This window comes from Methylobacterium sp. E-041 (assembly GCF_022829665.1).
Lineage (GTDB): Bacteria > Pseudomonadota > Alphaproteobacteria > Rhizobiales > Beijerinckiaceae > Methylobacterium.
In genome coordinates, this window is record NZ_JAKSYQ010000014.1 from 1 (window position 1) to 19,866 (window position 19,866).

Annotated in this window: 15 protein-coding genes and 2 pseudogenes; 6 read left to right on the forward strand and 11 right to left on the reverse strand. The window is 69.1% G+C overall.

Annotated elements, in window-relative coordinates; all coding sequences use genetic code 11:
* Nucleotides 1-221: pseudogene (locus MKK70_RS00320) on the reverse strand (porin family protein); the annotation flags it as partial.
* 399 nt (nt 222-620) lie between these two features.
* Between MKK70_RS00320 and MKK70_RS00325 the strand changes: the two are divergent.
* The 3 genes from MKK70_RS00325 to MKK70_RS00335 all read left to right on the forward strand — a co-directional run bounded on the left by MKK70_RS00325 (nt 621) and on the right by MKK70_RS00335 (nt 3,845).
* Nucleotides 621-863, forward strand: coding sequence for a hypothetical protein (locus MKK70_RS00325; RefSeq protein ID WP_243945319.1), 243 nt, complete (start codon nt 621-623; stop codon nt 861-863).
* A 228-nt stretch (nt 864-1,091) separates the two neighbouring features.
* A complete protein-coding gene (locus MKK70_RS00330) occupies nt 1,092-2,672 on the forward strand; it encodes a DEAD/DEAH box helicase (RefSeq protein WP_147859702.1) in 1,581 nt (526 codons plus the stop codon).
* A 111-nt stretch (nt 2,673-2,783) separates the two neighbouring features.
* Complete coding sequence (locus MKK70_RS00335; RefSeq protein WP_147726386.1) at nt 2,784-3,845, forward strand: GGDEF domain-containing protein; 1,062 nt, start codon at nt 2,784-2,786, stop codon at nt 3,843-3,845.
* 8 nt (nt 3,846-3,853) lie between these two features.
* Here MKK70_RS00335 and sufA read toward each other — a convergent pair whose 3' ends face one another.
* The 7 genes from sufA to MKK70_RS00370 form a co-directional block, all read right to left on the reverse strand.
* A complete protein-coding gene (gene sufA / locus MKK70_RS00340) occupies nt 3,854-4,231 on the reverse strand; it encodes a Fe-S cluster assembly scaffold SufA (protein WP_147726385.1) in 378 nt (125 codons plus the stop codon).
* 105 nt (nt 4,232-4,336) lie between these two features.
* On the reverse strand, nt 4,337-4,720 hold the full coding sequence (locus tag MKK70_RS00345; RefSeq protein WP_147726384.1) for an SUF system Fe-S cluster assembly protein: 384 nt from the start codon (nt 4,718-4,720) through the stop codon (nt 4,337-4,339).
* A gap of 52 nt (nt 4,721-4,772) precedes the next feature.
* On the reverse strand, nt 4,773-6,017 hold the full coding sequence (locus tag MKK70_RS00350) for a cysteine desulfurase (protein WP_243945334.1): 1,245 nt from the start codon (nt 6,015-6,017) through the stop codon (nt 4,773-4,775).
* A 226-nt stretch (nt 6,018-6,243) separates the two neighbouring features.
* Entirely contained in the window at nt 6,244-7,566 is a 1,323-nt protein-coding gene (locus MKK70_RS00355; protein ID WP_243945321.1) for a SufB/SufD family protein, read from the reverse strand.
* A 4-nt stretch (nt 7,567-7,570) separates the two neighbouring features.
* Nucleotides 7,571-8,323, reverse strand: a complete 753-nt coding sequence (gene sufC / locus MKK70_RS00360) for a Fe-S cluster assembly ATPase SufC (RefSeq protein ID WP_147726382.1) — start codon at nt 8,321-8,323, stop codon at nt 7,571-7,573.
* A 348-nt stretch (nt 8,324-8,671) separates the two neighbouring features.
* On the reverse strand, nt 8,672-10,141 hold the full coding sequence (gene sufB, locus MKK70_RS00365) for a Fe-S cluster assembly protein SufB (RefSeq protein WP_147726380.1): 1,470 nt from the start codon (nt 10,139-10,141) through the stop codon (nt 8,672-8,674).
* A 69-nt stretch (nt 10,142-10,210) separates the two neighbouring features.
* The gene (locus MKK70_RS00370) at nt 10,211-11,380 is read right to left on the reverse strand and encodes a cysteine desulfurase family protein (RefSeq protein WP_243945323.1); all 1,170 of its coding nucleotides are present in this window, start codon (nt 11,378-11,380) and stop codon (nt 10,211-10,213) included.
* 294 nt (nt 11,381-11,674) lie between these two features.
* On the opposite strand from MKK70_RS00370, the gene MKK70_RS00375 reads away from it, so the two are divergent.
* A complete protein-coding gene (locus MKK70_RS00375) occupies nt 11,675-12,331 on the forward strand; it encodes an alpha/beta hydrolase (RefSeq protein ID WP_147726378.1) in 657 nt (218 codons plus the stop codon).
* A gap of 85 nt (nt 12,332-12,416) precedes the next feature.
* Here the strand turns inward: MKK70_RS00375 and MKK70_RS00380 are convergent, their stop codons facing one another.
* Both MKK70_RS00380 and MKK70_RS00385 read right to left on the reverse strand, forming a co-directional pair.
* Nucleotides 12,417-16,505: a Pls/PosA family non-ribosomal peptide synthetase gene (locus tag MKK70_RS00380; protein ID WP_409568229.1), complete on the reverse strand. Its 4,089-nt coding sequence runs from the start codon at nt 16,503-16,505 to the stop codon at nt 12,417-12,419.
* 206 nt (nt 16,506-16,711) lie between these two features.
* Complete coding sequence (locus MKK70_RS00385) at nt 16,712-17,308, reverse strand: histidine phosphatase family protein (protein ID WP_147728844.1); 597 nt, start codon at nt 17,306-17,308, stop codon at nt 16,712-16,714.
* Nucleotides 17,309-17,497: 189 nt separating this feature from the next.
* On the opposite strand from MKK70_RS00385, the gene MKK70_RS00390 reads away from it, so the two are divergent.
* Nucleotides 17,498-18,496, forward strand: coding sequence for a polyphosphate kinase 2 family protein (locus MKK70_RS00390; RefSeq protein WP_243945325.1), 999 nt, complete (start codon nt 17,498-17,500; stop codon nt 18,494-18,496).
* 6 nt (nt 18,497-18,502) lie between these two features.
* A pseudogene (locus MKK70_RS00395) lies at nt 18,503-18,868 on the forward strand (AAA family ATPase); the annotation flags it as partial.
* Between the two features lie 27 nt (nt 18,869-18,895).
* On the opposite strand, the gene fabI reads toward MKK70_RS00395, so the two are convergent.
* A complete protein-coding gene (gene fabI, locus MKK70_RS00400; RefSeq protein ID WP_243932978.1) occupies nt 18,896-19,762 on the reverse strand; it encodes an enoyl-ACP reductase FabI in 867 nt (288 codons plus the stop codon).
* Nucleotides 19,763-19,866: the final 104 nt, after the last annotated feature.

Sequence of the window (19,866 nt, forward strand, 5' to 3'; positions counted from 1 at the left end):
GCGAAGATCGCGTTGCCGGGCGAGACGCCGACGACGGTGGCGCCGCGGCGATCGCTGGCATCGAAGCCGTAGCCGGCGTTGATACCGAAGTACGCGCCCGTCCAGGTGAACACCGGAACCGGGGTGAACACCGGCGGCGGAGCGCGACGCGGAAGGTCGGCGGCGGACGCGACGGCGGTGAGGCCGGCGAGAACGGTCGTGGCGAGGAGAAGGCTCTTCATTTTTTTCCAGGTCCTGGTTGGCAAAGCCGAGTTTGTTCTAAGCCGGGTTGCCCGCTCGGTCTGTCGCTTTCCTGCAACAAGCTCGCTCAGATGACCCGGAAGCGGTCAACGAAAGATGAAGGTTACGCCCGGCTTACGCGATGTCGTTCGCAGGTGTGTCTTGGCGCACATGGTCCGGCAGGAAAGATCAGGGTTCGCCCCACGCCTCGTTCTGTTGTCCGGGATTCACGATCGATTTACCGAAGACCGGAGCCGTGCTTATCATATGTCATGACCCTGCTCGGGCGGTGGCATTTTATTTCCTCCCTCGGAAGCCGTTGCGGCCGTAAGGCGAAGATTAACCATGAGCCTTCACCGTCGATCTCCGCGAGGGGCCGGAATTCGGCGGAAAGGTGCGCAATGAGCGAAGACATCGGGTCGGCGAAGTCGCACGGCATCCTGCGCTGGACGATCCAGACCACCGGCGTCGCCGCGATCGTCGCCCTCGTGGCAGCCCATCACTTTGCGCGGGCCGATCGGAACGCCGAGCCGACCCGTATGGCTCAGGCGACGTCGAGGGGGACGATCGCCGATCCGGAGACGACCGGCTCGATCGCGCAGGGCGTTCGCGCCGTGAGGCTCGATCCCTGCAACCTCCCCTAGGGCATGCGTGGCCTCCGCCCATAAGGGGCAGTCTTCGCACCTTTCGGAGGGGGAAACCCCGGCTCGTCCGGGTGCATCAGATTGACAAGTGGTTGCAAGGGCCTAAGTGTCCCGCGCACTCGCAGGCGCGGCGGGCCGTCGACCCGACCGGCCGTCGCTGCCGTCGCCGCGACGATGTCCTCCGCGCCGGCCCTGCCCGACCCCGCGCGCAACGGTTCTCAAAAGATTATGTCATTTGCCGATCTCGGATTGAGCGATAAGGTCCTCCAGGCCGTCACCGCCGCCGGCTACACGGAACCGACGCCGATCCAGAGCCAGGCGATCCCGCACGTGCTCGCCCGGCGCGACGTCCTCGGCATCGCGCAGACCGGCACCGGCAAGACGGCCGCGTTCACCCTGCCGATGCTGACGATGCTCGAGAACGGGCGGGCGCGGGCGCGGATGCCGCGGACGCTGATCCTCGAGCCGACCCGCGAGCTGGCGGCGCAGGTGGTCGAGAATTTCGATCGCTATGGCACCAACCACAAGCTCAACGTCGCGCTGATCATCGGCGGCGTCTCCTTCGCCGACCAGGACGCCAAGCTGACCCGGGGCACCGACGTGCTGATCGCGACGCCGGGGCGCCTGCTCGACCATTTCGAGCGCGGCAAGCTGCTGCTCAGCGGCGTCGAGCTCCTGGTCATCGACGAGGCCGACCGCATGCTCGACATGGGGTTCATCCCCGACATCGAGCGCATCGTGAAGATGGTGCCGTTCACCCGCCAGACGCTGTTCTTCTCCGCGACCATGCCGCCGGAGATCGAGCGGCTTGCCGACATCTTCCTGCACAATCCCGAGCGGATCGAGGTGGCGCGCGCCGCCTCCACCGCCTCGACCATCGTGCAGCGTCTGGTCGCGACCTCGTCGGACGGCAGCGCCAAGCGCGAGCGCCTGCGCAAGCTGATCCGCGGCGAGGCCGACCTGAAGAACGGCATCATCTTCTGCAACCGCAAGCGCGACGTCGCGCTGCTGCAGAAGTCGCTGGTGAGCCACGGCTTCGATGCCGCCGCGCTTCATGGCGACATGGACCAGCGCTCGCGCACCACCGCCCTCGATGCCTTCCGCGGCGGCGAGACGGCCTTGCTGGTCGCGAGCGACGTCGCGGCGCGCGGCCTCGACATCCCCGCGGTGAGCCACGTCTTCAACTTCGACGTTCCGAACCATCCCGAGGATTACGTCCACCGCATCGGCCGCACCGGCCGCGCCGGCCGCTCGGGGGCGGCCTTCACCCTGGTCAGCCGCAGCGACGACCGCTCGCTCCAGGCGATCGAGTCGCTGATCGGGCAGCCGATCCCGTGGATGGACGGGGACCTCGACACCGCCGCGCCGAGCCAGGAAGGCACCGACGAGGGCGAGACGCGCACCCGCCATCGCGGACGCGCCGGCGATTCCGCGCGACGCGGCCGAAAGGTCCCCGCCGAGGCCGAGGCGCCGCGGGAGGCGCGTTCGTCGCGTGGACGGAGGGATTCCGTCAAGACGGAGCCTTCCGCCAACCTAGAGTCCGACTCGGTCGCGGAGACATCGCCTCGGCGCGAGCCTCAGCGGCGACCGGACGAGGCGCGGCGGGAGGCACCGCGCCGTCCGGCAGCCGAGGCGCGGCCGCGTCCCGAGCGAACTCCCGCCCCCGCGGCTCGCCCGCCGCAGGAGCGGTCGCGCGACGAGCGCGGCTATGGGCGCCGCCGCGACGAGGACGGCGATACGCCCGTCGGTCTCGGCGAGCACGTTCCGGCCTTCATGCTGCGGCCGGCGGTGATCAAGAAGCAGGATTGAGCCGCAGATCGCGACCTCGGCCTTAACCCTCCGTCCACGCTCCTTAAGGTAGCTTGCGGCGTCCGACCCGAACGCCGACGCGACGGGGCGGCGATGGACGATGGGGATCGGATGAGCGAAGGGCTTTATGCCGACCGCGATCGCAGCTTCGCCCTGGCGCGCCGCGCCCAGGAGCTGATGCGCGATTACGGGCCCTCGGCGACACCGCGGGCCTACGCCGTCTGGTACACCTACGTCTCCGGCGATCAGCCGCTGATGAACGACGCGATCAAGCGTCTCACCGCGACGAACGCGGGATTGTCCGCCTCGGACGTCGACGATCTCTACGACAGCTATCTCGGCGGCTCGCGCTACGTCACGGCCGCCGGAGAGACCGGCGCGACGATGCTGACCGAGATCGAGGGCGTCATGGAGATGCTCGACCTCTCGCTCGGCTCGGCCGCGCAGTACGGCGAGTCGTTGCGCGCTCTGAGCCACGACCTCTCGGTCTCGACGCTGAACCGGGCGCGCCTGCGCGAGATCGTGGCCACCCTGGTCGCGACGACGCGGGAAGTCGCCTCGAACAACCGGACCCTCGAGGCGCGGATGCGGGAAAGCCGCACCGAGGTCGAATCCCTGCGCGAGAAGCTCGAGGCGACGCGGATCGAGAGCCTGACGGATCCCCTGACCGGGCTGGCGAACCGCAAGCATTTCGAGGAGATGCTGCACAAGGCGCTCGATCGCGCCTCGCTCGGCACGTCCTCGAGCCTCGTCGTGCTCGACATCGATTTCTTCAAGCGCTTCAACGACCTCTACGGCCACCTCACCGGCGATCAGGTGCTGCGCCTGGTCGCCGTCGTCATGCGGGAAAGCGTCGAGAAGGGCGCGATGCTCGCCCGTTTCGGCGGCGAGGAGTTCGGCATCCTGCTGCCCGGCACGAACCGGGAAACGGCCTACGCCATCGCGGAGAAAGTCCGAACCAGCGTGATGGGCCGGGAGCTGATCAAGCGCTCGACCGGGGAATCGCTCGGGAAGGTCACGATCTCGCTCGGCGTGGCGTGCTACCGCCGCGGCGACACGCCGGTCTCGTTGCTGGAGCGTGCGGACCTGTGCATGTTCGCCGCCAAGCGCGCCGGCCGCAACCGCACGCTCGACGATGCGACCACGGCGGACCTCGTCGCCGCGGTCGCCTGATCGCGGGTTCAGGCCGAGGCGAGCAGCCGCTCCGGGCCGACCGGCGTGATCGCGACGGACTCGCCGCAGCCGCAGGCCGAGGTCTGGTTCGGGTTGTTGAACACGAACTGCGAGGCGAGCTTGCTGGACTGGAAGTCCATCTGCGTGCCGAGCAGGAACAGCAGCGCCTTCGGATCGACGAAGACCTTCACGCCGCGATCCTCGACCATGTCCTCGCCGGGCTTGCGATCCTCGGCATATTCCATCGTGTAGGACATCCCTGCGCAGCCGCCGTTCTTCACGCCGACCCGCAGGCCCGCGATCGGCCGGTCGGCGTCGGCGATGATCGCCTTGATGCGGTCGGCTGCCGCATCCGTCAGCGACATGACCTTGAAACTCGTGGACATCGGTGTCTCTCCGGCAGCCGGGTTCAAGGCCCGGGCGGTTGAGGGTGCGCGTACGGTCTTAAGATAAGGATCGCGCGGAGCACGGTCCATACCGCTCGGTGACGCTCACCACATGTCGAGGGCGACGCGGGCCTCGTCGGACATGCGGCTCTGATCCCACGGCGGATCGAACACCATCGTCACCGCGCAGGATTGGACGCCCGGGACCTTGGCGACCGCATCCTCGACCCAGCCCGGCATCTCGCCGGCGACCGGGCAGCCCGGAGCCGTCAGCGTCATGTCGATCGCGACCTTGCGGTCGTCGTCGATGTCGACCTTGTAGATCAGGCCGAGCTCGTAGATGTCGGCTGGGATCTCGGGATCGTAGACCGACTTCAGCGCGGCCACGATATCGTCGGTCAGCCGGTCGAGCTCGGCGGGCGGCACGCCCTCGGCTCCGGCGACCTTCGGCGTGTTGGCGCCTCCGGTGATCGTCGCGTCGCTGCTCATGCTCATCTCCTCATCGGGCCACCGCGACAGGGGGGCGACCCAGTCCAAACGCTCAGGCGAACATCATCTCGGCGCGGGCGAGCGCCTCGGCCAGCACGTCGATCTCGGCCTGGGTATTGTACATCCCGAACGAGGCGCGGCAGGTCGAGGTGACGCCGAAGCGGGTGAGCAGCGGCATCGCGCAATGCGTGCCGGCCCGGACCGCGACGCCCGAACGGTCGATCACCGTCGCGATGTCGTGGGCATGGGCGCCCTTCATCTCGAAGGCGATGACGCCGCCCTTGCCCTTCGCGGTGCCGATCTGCCGGATCGCATTCATCGCGCCGAGCCGTTCCTGGGCATAGGCGGTGAGCGCGGCCTCGTGCGCCGCGATCTTGTCGCGCCCGACCGACATCATGAACTCCAGCGCCGCGCCGAGGCCGACGGCCTCGACGATCGCCGGCGTGCCCGCCTCGAACCGATGCGGCGGATCGTTGTAGGTGATCGCCTCCTGGCTGACCGTGCGGATCATCTCACCGCCGCCCTGGTAGGGCGGCAGGCGCTCCAGCCATTCCTTCTTGCCGTAGAGCACGCCGATCCCGGTCGGGCCGTAGACCTTGTGACCGGTGAAGACGAAGAAGTCGCAATCGAGCGCCCGCACGTCGACCGGCTGATGCACCGCGCTCTGCGCGCCGTCGAGCAGCACCGGCACGCCGTGGGCGTGGGCGATGCGGACGATCTCGGCCGCCGGCGTGACCGTGCCCAGCACGTTCGACATCTGCGTGATCGCGACCATCTTGGTGCGCGGCGTGAACAGCTTCTCGTAGTCCTCGACGAGGAAGTTGCCCTCGTCGTCGACCGGCGCCCACTTGATGACGGCCCCGCGGCGTTCGCGCAGGAAGTGCCAGGGCACGATGTTGGAATGGTGCTCCATGATCGAGAGGATGATCTCGTCCCCCTCCCCGATCATCCCGGCCCAGCCCATCGACGCGGCCACGAGGTTGTAGGCCTCGGTGGCGTTGCGGGTGAAGATGATCTCGTCGGTCGACGCGGCATTCAGGAACTGCCGCGTGGTCTCGCGGGCACCCTCGAACCCCTCGGTCGCGGCGTTGGCCATGAAGTGCAGGCCGCGATGGACGTTGGCGTAGCCGCTCTCCATGCAGGTGACCATCGCGTCGATCACCGCGCGCGGCTTCTGCGACGAGGCGGCGTTGTCGAGGTAGACCAGCGGCTTGCCGTAGACTTTTTCCGAAAGGATCGGGAATTGCGCCCGGATCGCCTCGACGTCGTAGGTAGGCTGGCGGAGAGGAGCGTTCATGGTGTCGGCCTCGAACCGGCGGTCTTTCGCAAGCATCGCCCCTCCAACCTGCAGCCTCGTCCAGAGGTGCCGAAGCGAAGCGGAGGCCTCGACGGAGGTCTCCAGAGATAGTGCGATCCCTCGTCTCCTCCTTCGAGGCCCACCGACGTGGGCGCCTCAGGATGAAGTTCTGGGAGGGATCGCGGTCACATCACCCATTTTCCAGGATGCGCGCGACCGGGGCCGATCACCCCCGCGAGGCCAGCCAAGCCTCGATCTCGCCGATGAGTGCCGCGCGGGCGCCCTCGTGCGTGACCGACTCCACCGCTTCGCCGACGAAGGCCTGCACCAGCAGGCTCTCGGCGATCGGCTTCGGCAGGCCGCGCGCCATGAGGTAGAACAGCAGGTCCTGGTCCGGGGCGCCGCAGGTGGCGCCATGGCCGCAGGCGACGTCGTCGGCGAAGATCTCGAGCTCCGGCTTGTTCATCATCTGCCCCTCGTCGGAGAGGAGCAGGCAATCGGACTTCATCTTGCCGTCGGTCTTCTGCGCGATCTGGCGGACGATGATCTTGCCCTGGAACACGCCGGTGGCGTCGCCGTCGATCACCGTCTTGAACATCTCGCGGCCGACGCCGCCGACCGCCGCATGGTCGGCCAGCAGCGTCGAGTCGGCGAGCTGCCCGTCGCCGAGCATCGCCGCGCCGTTGACGACCGCGTTCACGTTCTCGCCGGCCACGTGCATGTAGATCTGGTGGCGCGACAGCACGGCGCCGGTGACGAGGTTCACCGTCTCCAGCCTCGACTCGTCGTCGAGCCGCACGCAGATGGTCGAGAGCGCGATCGCCTTGTCGCCCTCGCGGTTGATCCGTGCGTGCCGGAAGGCGGCATGCTTGCCGACATGGACGTCGAGGGCGTCGTTCGGCTGGTAGGTCAGCCCGTTCGGGCCCTCGTGCGTCTCGAGCAAGGTGAACTCGGCGCCGTCGGCGACCTCGACCAGAACGCGCGTCGCGGTGGAGAAGCCCTCCGCCCCGGCGCCGACGAAGCGCAGGTGCAGCGGGGTCTCGACCTTGGCGCCGGCCTCCACCGAGATCAGCGCGCCGTCGGCAAGGAAGGCGGTGTTCAGCTGATAGATCGGGTTCTCGCGGGCCTGCGCCACCGGCGCAAGGTTCTTCAGGCGCGCATCGCCCCGGCTCAGGGCCTCGTTCAGCGGCGATACCGAGACGCCGGCGGGCACGCGATCGAGATCGGACAGCTCGCGGATCAGGTGGCCGTTGACGAAGGTCAGTCGCACCGCCTCGATTGCCGAGAACGCGGTCGCGGCGGCGACGGCGGACGTGGCGAGGTCGAGCGCCGGCGTCTCGGCCGACGGCGCGGCTTCCTGCATCGCGGCACGCAGGTCGGTGTACTTGAACGCCTCGACGCGGCGGCTCGGCAGGCCGGCGGCCTCGAAGAAGCGGAACGCCTCCTCGCGGGAGATCGCGGTTTCGCTGCCGAACCCCTTGCGGGCGGTCTCGAACAGGGTCGAGAGACCGGTCTCGGCGCTGGTGCGGAGATTGGCGATGTCGGCCATGGGCTTACGCAGCCTCGTTGGTGCGGTACTCGGCGTAGCCGGAGGCCTCGAGTTCCTTGGCGAGCTCCTTGCCGCCGGTCTTCACGATGAGACCCTTCGACATGACGTGCACGGTGTCGGGCACGATGTAGTCGAGCAGGCGCTGGTAGTGGGTGATGACCAGGAACGAGCGGCCCTGCGCGCGCAGGGCGTTGACGCCCTCGGAGACGATGCGCAACGCGTCGATGTCGAGGCCGGAATCCGTCTCGTCGAGCACGCAGAACTTCGGCTGCAGCAGTGCCATCTGCAGGATCTCCATGCGCTTCTTCTCGCCGCCGGAGAACCCGACGTTGAGGGCGCGGCGGAGCATGTCCTTGTTGATCTCGAGCTTCTCGGCCGCCGCGTTGACCTGGCGGATGAAGTCCGGGGTCGCGATCTCGGCCTCGCCGCGGGCGCGGCGCTGGGCGTTGAGGCAAGCCTTGAGGAAGGTCATCGTGCCGACGCCCGGGATCTCCAGCGGATACTGGAAGGCGAGGAACACGCCGGCCGCGGCGCGCTCGTCCGCGCCCATTTCCAGCACGTTCTGGCCGTCGAGCAGGATCTCGCCGTCGAGGACCTCGTAGTCCTCCTTGCCGGCGATGACGTAGGAGAGCGTCGACTTGCCGGAGCCGTTCGGACCCATAATCGCGGCGACCTCGCCGTCGTTCACGGTGAGGTTCAGGCCGTTGAGGATGCGGTTGTCCTCGATCTGCACGACGAGGTTCTTGATTTCGAGCATGTTCGCGTAGTCCCGAAGATGGTGTGCGACGGTATCGCCCTGCGGTCCCGTCAGAGAAATTTTTTGAAGCGCTGCGATCACGGCGACGGCGGCCGCGATGATCGCCCCGAGCTTCACGTTCATTCGGAGTTCGAGTTCGCGCAGCGAACCGTCGATCCCCGCCTTCAACGCCTTGAGGTCCAACCTCAGCGTCTTCTCCATATCCGCCAAATCCGCCTTGGTCGCGGAATCGGCGATGATCATGTCGCGTGCCGGTTCAGCGCGCGCGACGGCCTGCTCGCGTCCGACACCCACCTGTTCAAGTGGGTGAACTGCAGGGTGTCGAACGCGAAGGCCATCGCGTGTTGCCTACCCCACCGAGCCTTCGAGGCTGATCGAGATCAGCTTCTGAGCCTCGACCGCGAACTCCATCGGCAACTGCTGCAGCACGTCGCGGACGAAGCCGTTGACGATGAGCGCGGTCGCCTCCTCCTCGGAGAGGCCGCGCTGCAGGCAGTAGAACTTCTGGTCCTCGGAGATCTTCGAGGTGGTGGCCTCGTGCTCGAACACCGCGGACGCGTTCTTCGACTCGATGTAGGGCACGGTGTGCGCCCCGCACTGGTCGCCGATCAGCAGGCTGTCGCAATTGGTGAAGTTGCGCGCGTTCGAGGCCTTCTTGTGCGCCGAGACGAGGCCGCGATAGGTGTTCTGCGAGCGGCCCGCCGAGATGCCCTTCGAGATGATCCGGCTGGTGGTGTTCTTACCGAGGTGGATCATCTTGGTGCCGGAATCGACCTGCTGCATGCCGTTCGACACCGCGATCGAGTAGAACTCGCCGCGGGAATTGTCGCCGCGCAGGATGCAGGACGGGTACTTCCATGTGATCGCCGATCCGGTCTCGACCTGCGTCCACGAGATCTTCGAGTTGTCGCCGCGGCAATCGCCGCGCTTGGTCACGAAGTTGTAGATGCCGCCCTTGCCCTCGTTGTCGCCCGGGTACCAGTTCTGGACGGTCGAGTACTTGATCTCGGCGTCCTCCAGGGCGACGAGCTCGACCACCGCGGCGTGCAGCTGGTTGTCGTCGCGCTTCGGGGCGGTGCAGCCCTCGAGATACGAGACGTAGGAGCCCTTGTCGGCGATGATCAGCGTGCGCTCGAACTGGCCGGTGTCGCGCTCGTTGATGCGGAAGTAGGTCGACAGCTCCATCGGGCAGCGCACGCCCGGCGGGATGTAGACGAACGAGCCGTCCGAGAAGACGGCCGAGTTCAGCGTGGCGAAGAAGTTGTCGGTCACCGGCACGACCGAGCCGAGGTACTTCCTGACGAGGTCCGGGTACTCGCGGATCGCCTCCGAGATCGGCATGAAGATCACGCCGGCCTTCGACAGCTCGGCCTTGAACGTCGTCGCGACCGAGACCGAGTCGAACACGGCGTCCACGGCGACGCGGCGCTCGGGGGCGATGCCCTCCAGCACCTCGACCTCGCGGAGCGGGATGCCGAGCTTCTCGTAGGTCTTCAGGATCTCGGGGTCGATCTCGTCGAGCGACATCGCCGCCGGACGCTTCGGCGCGGCGTAGTAGTAGATGTTGTTGTAGTCGACCTTGTCGTAGGCGACGCGGGCCCAGTCCGGCTCCTGCATGGTCTGCCAGCGCTTGTAGGCGTCGAGCCGCCAAGCGAGCATCCACTCCGGCTCGTCCTTCTTGGCCGAGATGAAGCGCACCACATCCTCGGAGATGCCCTTCTCGGACTTCTCCATCTCGATGGTGGTCTCGAAGCCGTACTTGTACTGGTCGAGGTCGATCGAGCGGACCCGATCGATGGTTTCCTGCACGGCAGGCATCAGCGTCTCCTAAGCATCGCCGGTTTCAAGGACCGGAGGCTTCCATGTGAGATGGCGTCGGCGCGGCGCTCAGGCCGCAAGCCCTCGCCGTCTATATAGGGTCTCGACGACCCGTTCGAAGGCACCGAGGAAGCGCGCAGTGTCGCCCTCCCCCGTATTCCAGCCGAGGCTGACGCGTAGCGCCCCCGCGCCCAGCGCAGGGCTCACGCCCATCGCCGCCAGGACCGGCGACCGCGCCACCTTGCCCGACGCGCAGGCCGATCCCGACGACACCGCCACGCCGGCGAGATCGAAGGCGATCAAGGCGGTCGGCGCATCGAGCCCCGGCACCGCGAAGCACAGGGTGTTCGGCAACCGCTCGGCGTCACGGCCGAACACCACCCCGTCCGGCGCGCGGGCCAGCACCGCCTCCTCCAGCGCGTCGCGCAGCTGCGCGACGCGCTGGGATTCCGTATCCAGCGCGAGGCGGGCGATCTCCGCCGCCTCGCCCATCCCGACGAGCCCGGGAAGGTTCTCGGTGCCGCAGCGCAGCCGCGCCTCCTGGCCGCCGCCGCGGACGAAGGCCGCGTCGAGCTGCGCGTCGTCCCGCAGCACCAGCGCGCCGACGCCCTTCGGCGCCGAGAACTTGTGCCCGGACAGGGTCAGCGCATCGAGCCCGAGCGCAGCGAAATCGACCGGGATCTTGCCGACCGCCTGCACCGCGTCGCTGTGCACGAGGGTGCGGCCGTGCCGCCTCGCCAGGGCCACGACGGCGGCGATCGGCTGCATCACGCCGGTCTCGTTGTTGGCCGCGTGAACCGAGACGAGCACGTCCCGGTCGCGAAGGGCGTCGAGCCGCGCCGCCAGCGCATCGAGGTCGAGCACGCCGGAAGCCAGGACCGGAAGCGCCTCGACGGCGTCGGCCGGGAAGCGGTGGCCGGCGGTGACGCAGGGGTGCTCGGTCGCGCCGATCAGAAGCCGCGTCGGTGCGGCGCTCCCCCGCCGGCGGAGCGCGCCGGACAGGACGGCGTTGGCCGCCTCGGTGCCGCCACTGGTGAAGGTGACCTGAGACGCCGCGGCACCGACGAGGCGGGCGAGCTTGTCGCGGGCATCCTCGAGCATCGCCCGCGCCGCACGCCCCTCGGCATGGACGGAGGACGGGTTGCCGGGCAGCGCCAGCGCCCGCACGACCGCGTGCGACACCGCCGGACGGACCGGAGACGTGGCGTTGTGGTCGAGATAGGCGCGGTCCGCTGTCATCCGTTCTCCAACTGGCGAAAGATGCGACATTTCCTTGCTTTGGCACCGGGTCGGCGTGCTAAGCCGCGCCGTCGACACGGTTTCGGACCGCCGAACGGCGTTTCCAGGCTGGTCGGGGAAGACCACGCTGCCGCGCTGTTTAGAAGAGTTCTAATCGCCTAGAATTATTCTAAGAGCGCTTTTACGTCGGGCGCGGGGCGAGTCAAGGCGGTCGCGCGACCGCGCAGGTCGAGGCGTACACGGCCATCCGGGCAGGCGGACTCGCCCGGCATGGCCACAGGAGTCGAGGACACTATGCCCGAGGTCATCTTCACCGGTCCCGCCGGCCGACTGGAGGGTCGCTATCAGGCCCCCAAGAAGCGGGGCGCGCCGATCGCGATCGTGCTGCATCCGCACCCCCAGTTCGGCGGCACGATGAACAATCAGATCGTGTACAACCTCTTCTACACGTTCGCCAATCGCGGCTTCGCGGCCCTGCGCTTCAACTTCCGCGGCGTCGGCCGCAGCCAGGGCGCCTTTGACCACGGCTCGGGCGAGCTGTCGGACGCCGCCGCCGCGCTCGACTGGGTGCAGTCGGTCAACCCCGAGGCCAAGTCCTGCTGGATCGCCGGCGTCTCGTTCGGCTCGTGGATCGGGATGCAGCTGCTGATGCGCCGCCCCGAGATCGAGGGTTTCATCTCGATCGCCGCGATGGCCAACCGCTACGACTTCACTTTCCTCGCGCCCTGCCCCTCCTCCGGCCTGTTCGTGCACGGCTCCGAGGATCGCGTGGCCCCGGCCCGCGAGGTCATGCCGGTGATCGAGAAGGTGAAGACCCAGAAGGGCGTCATCATCGAGCACCAGATGGTCGAGGGCGCCAACCACTTCTTCGACGGGCGCGTCGACGAGCTGACCCAGACGGTCGACACTTACCTCGACAAGCGCCTCGGCAAGAAGGACGAGGTGGCCTGAGGCCACTTCGTTCGAGCGGGCCTCGCAGCGGGCAGGCGCCGAACGGGCGGCCTGCCCTTTTTCCCGCCTCGCGCCCGCAACCGGATCACGCCACCGCGCGATCGGCCGGTGCGGTCAGCACCACCGGCACGGCCGGTGCGCCTTCCCATTCCGAATGCGCCGGGATCGATTCGCCCTTCATCACGATGGTGAGGGGCCGAAGCCGCGCGTAGTCGCCGACCTTGGTGTCGTAGAGCACCGTCGAGAATGCGCCGACCGAGACGCCGCGGCCGATCACGACGCGGCCGACCTTCATGATCCGGTCCTCGTAGAGGTGGGTCTGCAGGGCGGCGGTGCGGTTGATGGTGGCGAAGTCGCCGATCGTCACGCAGTCGAACTCGGTGATGTCGGTGGTGAGCATGCACACGCCCTCGCCGACCTTCACCCCGAACAGACGCAGCGCCCAGGGCAGGAACGGCGTGCCCTGGAGATGCTCCAGCAGCACCTTGCCGGCCAAGCCCCAATAGGCGACCGCGATGGCCTCGGTGCGCATCGCCCACCACGACCACATCGGCCGCATGCCGGGCTGATAGACGCCCATCAGCGCCCACTTCATGCCGATGACGGCGGCGGACTGGATCAGCGCGATCGCGACGCTGACCGTGACGAAGCTGACGGCGAGCCCGCTCCAGTCGCGCTCCAGGATCGCCGGGTAGAAGTACCAGTCGATCGCGGTGATCGCGAGGGTGATGTACAGCATCGGCGAGAACGAGGTCGCGAACGCCTCGAACACGCCGCGGCGGAGCTTGACCAGCGTGCCCGGCTCGTAGGTCTGGGCCAGCGTTCCGACGTCGACGCGCTGGCGCGACGGCAGCTTGATCGGCGGCGAGCCGAACCAGGTGTCGCCCGGCGCCATCTCCTCGTTGGCCGGCGGCTTCGACTTGATGCCGATCAGCACGTCGTCGGGGATGTCGGCGCCCGGCGGCACCACCGCGTCGTTGCCGACGAACACCCGCGCGCCCGTGCGGGCCGGCTGGAGGTGCATCCAGCCGCGGCGGATCTCCTCCTCGCCGTAGACCACCTCGTCGGCGATGAAGTTGCGGCTGCCGACCTCGGCGAGGTCGTGGCGGCTGCCGAGGTTGGTCGAGATCTCGGCGCCCTCCCCCATGCGCGCGCCCATCAGGCGGTACCACGCCCGCATGTAGACGGTGGCGAACAGCGAGGAGAGCGTCTCCAGCGTCACCTCGGCGGCGAGCGCCACCGACCACTTGCGCAGGTAGAAGCCGGACCAGATCGAGTAGGTGCCCGAGCGCCGCCGCGGCAGCACCAGCCAGCGGATGCCGGCGATGAGCAGCACCGTGCCGGCGGTCATCAGCATGGCGGTGGGCCATGTCAGCAGCGGCAGGTACCAGTGGTAGTCGATGTCGGTGATGTCGGAGAGCGAGTCCGAGATCTGGTCGAAGATGAAGAACGCCGGGAAGATCGGCAGCAGGCCGACGGCGGGGATCGCGCCGAGCAGCAGGAGGTAGATCGCCCCGAAGCCGGCCTGGCGCCGGGCCGAGGCCGGGGCCTGCTCCGGAAGCTCCGCGACGTCGGCCATCCCGACCTTTCGTCCGGGCGAGCCGTCCCAGCGCTCTGCGGCGCCGATGCGCGTGCCGGCCGGAACGGTGGTGAGGTCGGCGATCTCGGCGTTGTCGGCGATCACCGTGTCGTTGCTGAGGACGCAGGAGGTGCCGACCGCCACGTCCCGGCCGATCTCGACCCGTCCGATCACCAGCTCGTTGCCGACGATCTCGGCGTTGGCGACGACGAGGCGGCCGCCGAGCGACGCGCCGTCGCCGATCGAGAGCAGGTCCGGGGCACCGATCTCGATGTCGGAGATCAGGGTGTCGCGGCCGACCTTCGCGCCCATCAGGCGGAGGTAGACGGCGATCGCGGGCGAGCCCTGCAGCCACTTGACGTGGACCAGCGGCGCCAAGCGCTGCGCCAGCCACCAGCGGAAATAATACGCGCCCCAGAGCGGGTAGCGGCCGGGTTTCGTGCGGCCGAGGACGAGCCACTTGGCCGCGACCGCGATGGTCGCCGTCACCGCGTTGATCGCCACGTAGACGAGGAGCAGCACGCCGAGCTCGCCGAAGAAGCCGAGGCCGCCGCCGGTGAGCAGCAGGTAGGTGACGAAGATGCCGAGCCATTGCGCGGTCGCGAGCGCGATCACGAACGGCAGGGCCACCGCCTGGGCGAGCCCGCACAGCGCGCGGCGCCGGAGCGGCGGCGGCACGAAGGCGAGGTCGCGGATCGCGGTCTCGATGCCGGCGCCGCCGGTGCGGGCGATCAGCGCGTCCGAGATCCGGCGCAGGGTGCGCTCGCGGTAGACGTCCTGCAGCGTGATGCCGGCGAGCGCCGGGGCCTCGCGCACGGCTCCGACGAAGCGGGCGGCGAGCAGCGAATGGCCGCCGAGGTCGGAGAAGAAGTCGCCCTCGAGCGCGATCGGCTGGTTGCCGAAGACCTGCTTGGCGGCGGCCAGCAGCGCCGCCTCGGTCTGGTTCTCCGGGGGCTCCTGCTCGTCGTCGGCATCGACGATGGTGAGCGTCGCGACGCGAAGCGCCTTGCGGTCGACCTTGCCGGAGGTGAGGCGCGGCAGAACCTCGGCCGCCTCGAAATGGCCGGGCACCATGTAGGGCGGCATCTGCTCGGCCAGCGTCCGGCGCAAAGCCGCGCGGTCGAGGTCGTGGCCGCGGTCCGGCACGATGAACGCGACCAGCCGGTCGACGCCGTCGTCGTTGCGCAGCACCACCGCGGCCTGGGCGATCCCGGGCTGGGCCTGGATCCGCGACTCGATCTCGCCGAGCTCGACGCGGAAGCCGCGGATCTTGACCTGGTCGTCGATGCGGCCGTGGAACAGGATGTTGCCGCCGGCGTCGAGCGAGACCGCGTCGCCCGAGCGGTAGAGCAGCGGGTCGGCGCCGTCCGAGGCGTAGGGGTTGGCGATGAACTTGTCCGCGGTCAGCTCCGGCCGCTGCAGGTAGCCCTTCGCGACGCCGGGGCCGCCGATCAGCAGCTCGCCCGGCTCGCCGCGCCCGAGCAGGCGCAGGTCCTCGCCGGCGACGTAGACCGAGTAGTTCGCGATCGGGCCGCCGATGGTCACCGGCACGCCCGGGCGCATCTCGGCGGCGGTCGCGACCACCGTAGCCTCGGTCGGCCCGTAGGTGTTGAACAGCTTTCGCGAAGGCGTCGCCCAGCGTGCGACCAGCGGCTCGGGAAGCGCCTCGCCGCCGAGCAGGATCAGCCGCACGCTCGGCAGATCTGCGGTGATCATCGCCAGCAGCGTCGGCACGGTGTCGATCACAGTGACCCCGGCCTCGGCGATGATCCGGGGCAACGACTCGACGTCGCCCATCATCGCCGGGCTCGCGACGAACAGCGTCGCGCCGACGAGGTACGGGACCCAGATCTCCTCCATCGAGAGGTCGAAGGCGACCGAAGCGCCCTGGAAGACCACGTCGTCCGGCGCCATCCCGTAGAGCGCGTTTCCGGAGCGCAGGAAGTGGCAGATGTTGGCGTGGCTGATGACGATGCCCTTCGGCACGCCGGTCGAGCCGGAGGTGTAGATCAGGTAGGCGGGATGCTGCGGCGTCAGGCCGCCGGCGCGAAGGTCCGGCGTCGCCGCGTCCGCGGGCGTGCCGGCGAGCAGCGCATCGAGCGTCAGGGCCGGCGCGACGTCGGGCGCGCCCGGGGCCAGCGCCTCGGAGACCAGCAGGGCCTTCGCGGCGGCGTCGCCGAGGCAGACCGCGACCCGGTCGGCCGGCGCCTCGGCGTCGAACGGCAGCCAGGCGGCGCCGGACAGCGTGATCCCGATCTGGGCGGTGAGCAGGTCCGGCCCGCGCGCCATCCACAGGCCGACCACGTCGCCCGGCCCGATCCCGCGATGGGCGAGAGCCGCCGCGATCCGTCCGGCGCGGGCGAAGACCTCGGCATAGGTGAGATGCGGGTGCCGGCCCGACGCGTCCTTGGCGGCGCCGTCGATCAGCGCCGGATGGTCCGCCCGTGCCCGCGCGGTCTCGGCGAAGATCTCGCCGAGAACCTCGTCGCGGATCAGGTCGGGACGCGTAGGGCCGCGCAGCACGGCCCGGTCGGACGGGGTCGCCGCGGGGTGCCGGTCCGCTTCGGGCCGGATCATCTCGCCGAGGCTACTCATCGCATGCTCCGCTGCCAGCTCCGGGCGGAGCTGGGTTCCCGTCTGTCTCGCATGCGCACCCGGCCGGCGATCGAGGCGCGTTCCTGACGCGGGATCGTGCCGTTATCGAGGCAGTCCGCCGATCGGGTCGAGGCCGTGCGAACCGGCCCCGAGACCCCGCTGTATACCGGACCTTTGAACGGGTCTTGAACGGTCGGCGACAAACCTCAGGCCCAGCGCCATCCGGCCGCGTCCACGACGAGCACCGAGCCCTGGCGGACGGCGATCCGCGGGGCGGCCTTGATGTCGAGGTGGCCGAGCGCCACCAGCATCGCGCGGGCGACGCCGCCATGGGCGACCACGACGGTGGCCGGCGCCAGGTCGGAAAAGACCGGCGCGACGCGCTCGGTCAGCATCGCGTAGCTCTCGGCGCCGGTGCCCGAGGGGCGATAGCCCCAGCGGTCGCGGTCGCGGGCGCCGGCGCCGCCGGGATCGCGGCGGCGGATCTCGGCCCAGGTCTGCCCTTCCCACGCCCCGAAATGGATCTCCATCAGCCGGGGATCGCTGCGGTACTCGGTCGGCGCGAGGCCGAGGCGGTCGCGCAGGATCTCCATGGTGCGCCGCGTGCGGCTCAGGGGGCTCGCGATGAAGTCGGCCTCGGCGAGCCGGTCGCCCGCGAGCGCCGCGAGCCGGTCCGCGGCGTCCGCCGCCTGCCCCTGACCGACGGCGTTGAGGCCGATGTCGCGCTGCCCCTGCAAGCGCCCCTCGGCATTCCAGTCGGTCTGCCCGTGCCGGATGAAGTAGATCGTCGGGATGGGCCTCACGCTCCGGCGGTTCCAGTCGGCGCCCTCACCGGTCGCGTCCTGAGCGAAGGTCTCGCGGCGGCTGCGCGGGCGGGTTCATGAGGGTGGCGTCCAACGGGCATGGCGGTCTGAAGGGCTCGGGTCGCCCTCGGATGCAAGGCGGGTGCCCGATCTAGGCCGGGACGCGATCGGTCGGTAGAAGGTCTGTCCATGAGCAAGAAGCACCGCAAGACGGATCGGCGCCATAAGGCGGGGACAGCCGGTGTGACAAAGTCGCCGGACCGTTCCGCCCAGGATGCCCGGCGCAAGGCGCCTTCCTCTTCTCTCTGGGCGGCCGCGACGGCCGAGATCGCAGGCATCGCGCCCGCGCTGATCGATGCGCACGCGCCCGCCACCGTCGCGGCGGCCGACGGCATCGTCACCGTCGTGCCGGGCAGCCGGTTCGATCTCGCGAAGGTCGACGCCGACGCCGACGGCGGCTTCGACAAGGACTGGGCGAAGGCGGCGCTCGCCACCGAGCGCACGCGGATCCAGGCGCTTCAGGAAAAGCTCTACGCCGAGCGGCAGCGCAGCCTGCTCGTGGTGTTCCAGGCGATCGACACCGGCGGAAAGGACGGCACCATCCGCGCGGTCCTGGAAGGCGTGAACCCGCAAGGCTGCACGGTCGCCTCGTTCAAGGTACCGTCGACCGAGGAGCGCGAGCACGACTTCCTGTGGCGCTACCACCAGCGCACGCCCGGGCGCGGGATGATCGGCGTGTTCAACCGCAGCCACTACGAGGACGTGCTGGTCGTGCGCGTGAAGGGCCTGGTGCCGGAGCCGGTCTGGCAGGCGCGCTACGGCTTGATCAACGACTTCGAGCGCCTGCTCACCGAATCGGGGACCCACATCCTGAAATTCTTCCTGCACATCTCGAAGGACGAGCAGAAGCAGCGCCTGGAAGCGCGGATCGCGAACCCGGACAAGCACTGGAAGTTCGATCCGGCCGACCTGGTCGAGCGCAAGTCCTGGGATGCCTATCAGGCGGCGTTCTCGGACGCGCTGACCCGATGCTCGACGCCGCACGCGCCCTGGCACGTGGTGCCGGCCAACCGGAAGTGGTTCCGCAACCTCGTCATCGCCCGCACCATCGCCGACACGTTGGACGCGATGGACCCGCAGTTCCCGGAAGCAGCGGCGGGCATCGCGGATCTGGTCGTGCCGGACTGACGGCGCCGCGAGGCACGGTTCGGGATGGTGTTTCCCGATTATCCGAAGCGGATCTTCGAAGCCTCCGAGCTCTCCGATGGGATGCTCCGGTTCCTCGCCCTCGCGGGAGCCCTGCTCGCCTACCGGCTTCCGCCTTTCGTCGCCCTGAACGAGCCCGACGCGAGCCTGCACCCTGACCTGCTGGCTCCCCTCGCTCGCATGATCGTCAAGGCGGCCGAACGCACGCAGGTCTGGCTCGTGACCCATTCCGAACGGCTGGCCGACGCAATCCTCGACGAGCGGGGCGCGAAGCCCCACCGCGTGATCAAGCGCCAGGGCGCGACCTGGATCGCCGGGCTGAAGCTGTCGGGGAATTTCGAGGACGGTGATTGACGCCGGCCTTCGCCGGCGCGCCCGCCCTCAATCCTTGTCGAGGCTCAGGTCCGGCGCCTCGGGGTTCTTCATGCCGACCACGTGGTAGCCGGCGTCGACGTGCAGGATCTCGCCGGTCATGCCGCGGGACATGTCGGAGATCAGGTAGGCGGCGGTCTCGCCGACCTCGCCGATCGTCACCGTGCGCCGCAGGGGGGCGTTGTACTCGTTCCACTTCAGAATGTAGCGGAAGTCGCCGATGCCGGAGGCGGCGAGCGTCTTGATCGGGCCGGCCGAGATCGCGTTGACGCGGATGTTCGAGGGGCCGAGATCGGCGGCGAGGTAGCGCACCGAGGCTTCGAGCGCGGCCTTGGCGACGCCCATGACGTTGTAGTGCGGCATCCACTTCTCGGCGCCGTAATAGGTCAGCGTCAGGAGCGAGCCGCCGTTCGGCATGATCTTCTCGGCGCGCTGCGCGACGGCCGTGAACGAGTAGCACGAGATCATGAGCGACTTGGTGAAGTTCGCCTCGGTCGTCTCGACGTAGCGCCCGGTCAGCTCGTCCTTGTCCGAGAAGGCGATGCAGTGGACGACGAAGTCGATGCCCTCGGGGAAGATCTCGGCGGTCGCCGCGAACACCGCGTCGATCGAGGCCGGGTCGGTGACGTCGCAATGGCCGACGACGTGGGCGTCGAGCTCGCGCGCCAGGGGCTCGACGCGCTTCTTCAGGGCGTCGCCCTGGTAGGTGAAGGCCAGCTTGGCACCGTGGGCATGCGCGCTCTTGGCGATGCCCCAGGCGATCGAGCGGTTGTTGGCGACGCCGAGCACGAGGCCGCGCTTGCCCGCGAGCAGGTTGCTGCCCGGCGCGGCGTCCCTGCCCGCGCCCTGCTCGTCCGTTGCGTCGAAAGCCGCCATGCCACACCCGAAAATTCGCTTCGGCACCCGGGACTCCCGGCCGCCCCGCTCGACGGGGCGGCGGTCTCGCGCCGGAGGCATCCTTAGCGGAGGCGCGTCGGGGA

Coding starts and splice junctions, on each gene's coding strand:
- sufB (WP_147726380.1), bottom strand. CDS start 10,141: ATGCCTGCCGTGCAGGAAACCATCGATCGGGTCCGCTCGATCGACCTC.
- fabI (WP_243932978.1), bottom strand. CDS start 19,762: ATGGCGGCTTTCGACGCAACGGACGAGCAGGGCGCGGGCAGGGACGCC.
- sufC (WP_147726382.1), bottom strand. CDS start 8,323: ATGCTCGAAATCAAGAACCTCGTCGTGCAGATCGAGGACAACCGCATC.
- MKK70_RS00330 (WP_147859702.1), top strand. CDS start 1,092: ATGTCATTTGCCGATCTCGGATTGAGCGATAAGGTCCTCCAGGCCGTC.
- MKK70_RS00345 (WP_147726384.1), bottom strand. CDS start 4,720: ATGAGCAGCGACGCGACGATCACCGGAGGCGCCAACACGCCGAAGGTC.
- MKK70_RS00350 (WP_243945334.1), bottom strand. CDS start 6,017: ATGAACGCTCCTCTCCGCCAGCCTACCTACGACGTCGAGGCGATCCGG.
- MKK70_RS00355 (WP_243945321.1), bottom strand. CDS start 7,566: ATGGCCGACATCGCCAATCTCCGCACCAGCGCCGAGACCGGTCTCTCG.
- MKK70_RS00335 (WP_147726386.1), top strand. CDS start 2,784: ATGAGCGAAGGGCTTTATGCCGACCGCGATCGCAGCTTCGCCCTGGCG.
- sufA (WP_147726385.1), bottom strand. CDS start 4,231: ATGTCCACGAGTTTCAAGGTCATGTCGCTGACGGATGCGGCAGCCGAC.
- MKK70_RS00390 (WP_243945325.1), top strand. CDS start 17,498: ATGAGCAAGAAGCACCGCAAGACGGATCGGCGCCATAAGGCGGGGACA.
- MKK70_RS00370 (WP_243945323.1), bottom strand. CDS start 11,380: ATGACAGCGGACCGCGCCTATCTCGACCACAACGCCACGTCTCCGGTC.
- MKK70_RS00380 (WP_409568229.1), bottom strand. CDS start 16,505: ATGAGTAGCCTCGGCGAGATGATCCGGCCCGAAGCGGACCGGCACCCC.
- MKK70_RS00325 (WP_243945319.1), top strand. CDS start 621: ATGAGCGAAGACATCGGGTCGGCGAAGTCGCACGGCATCCTGCGCTGG.
- MKK70_RS00375 (WP_147726378.1), top strand. CDS start 11,675: ATGCCCGAGGTCATCTTCACCGGTCCCGCCGGCCGACTGGAGGGTCGC.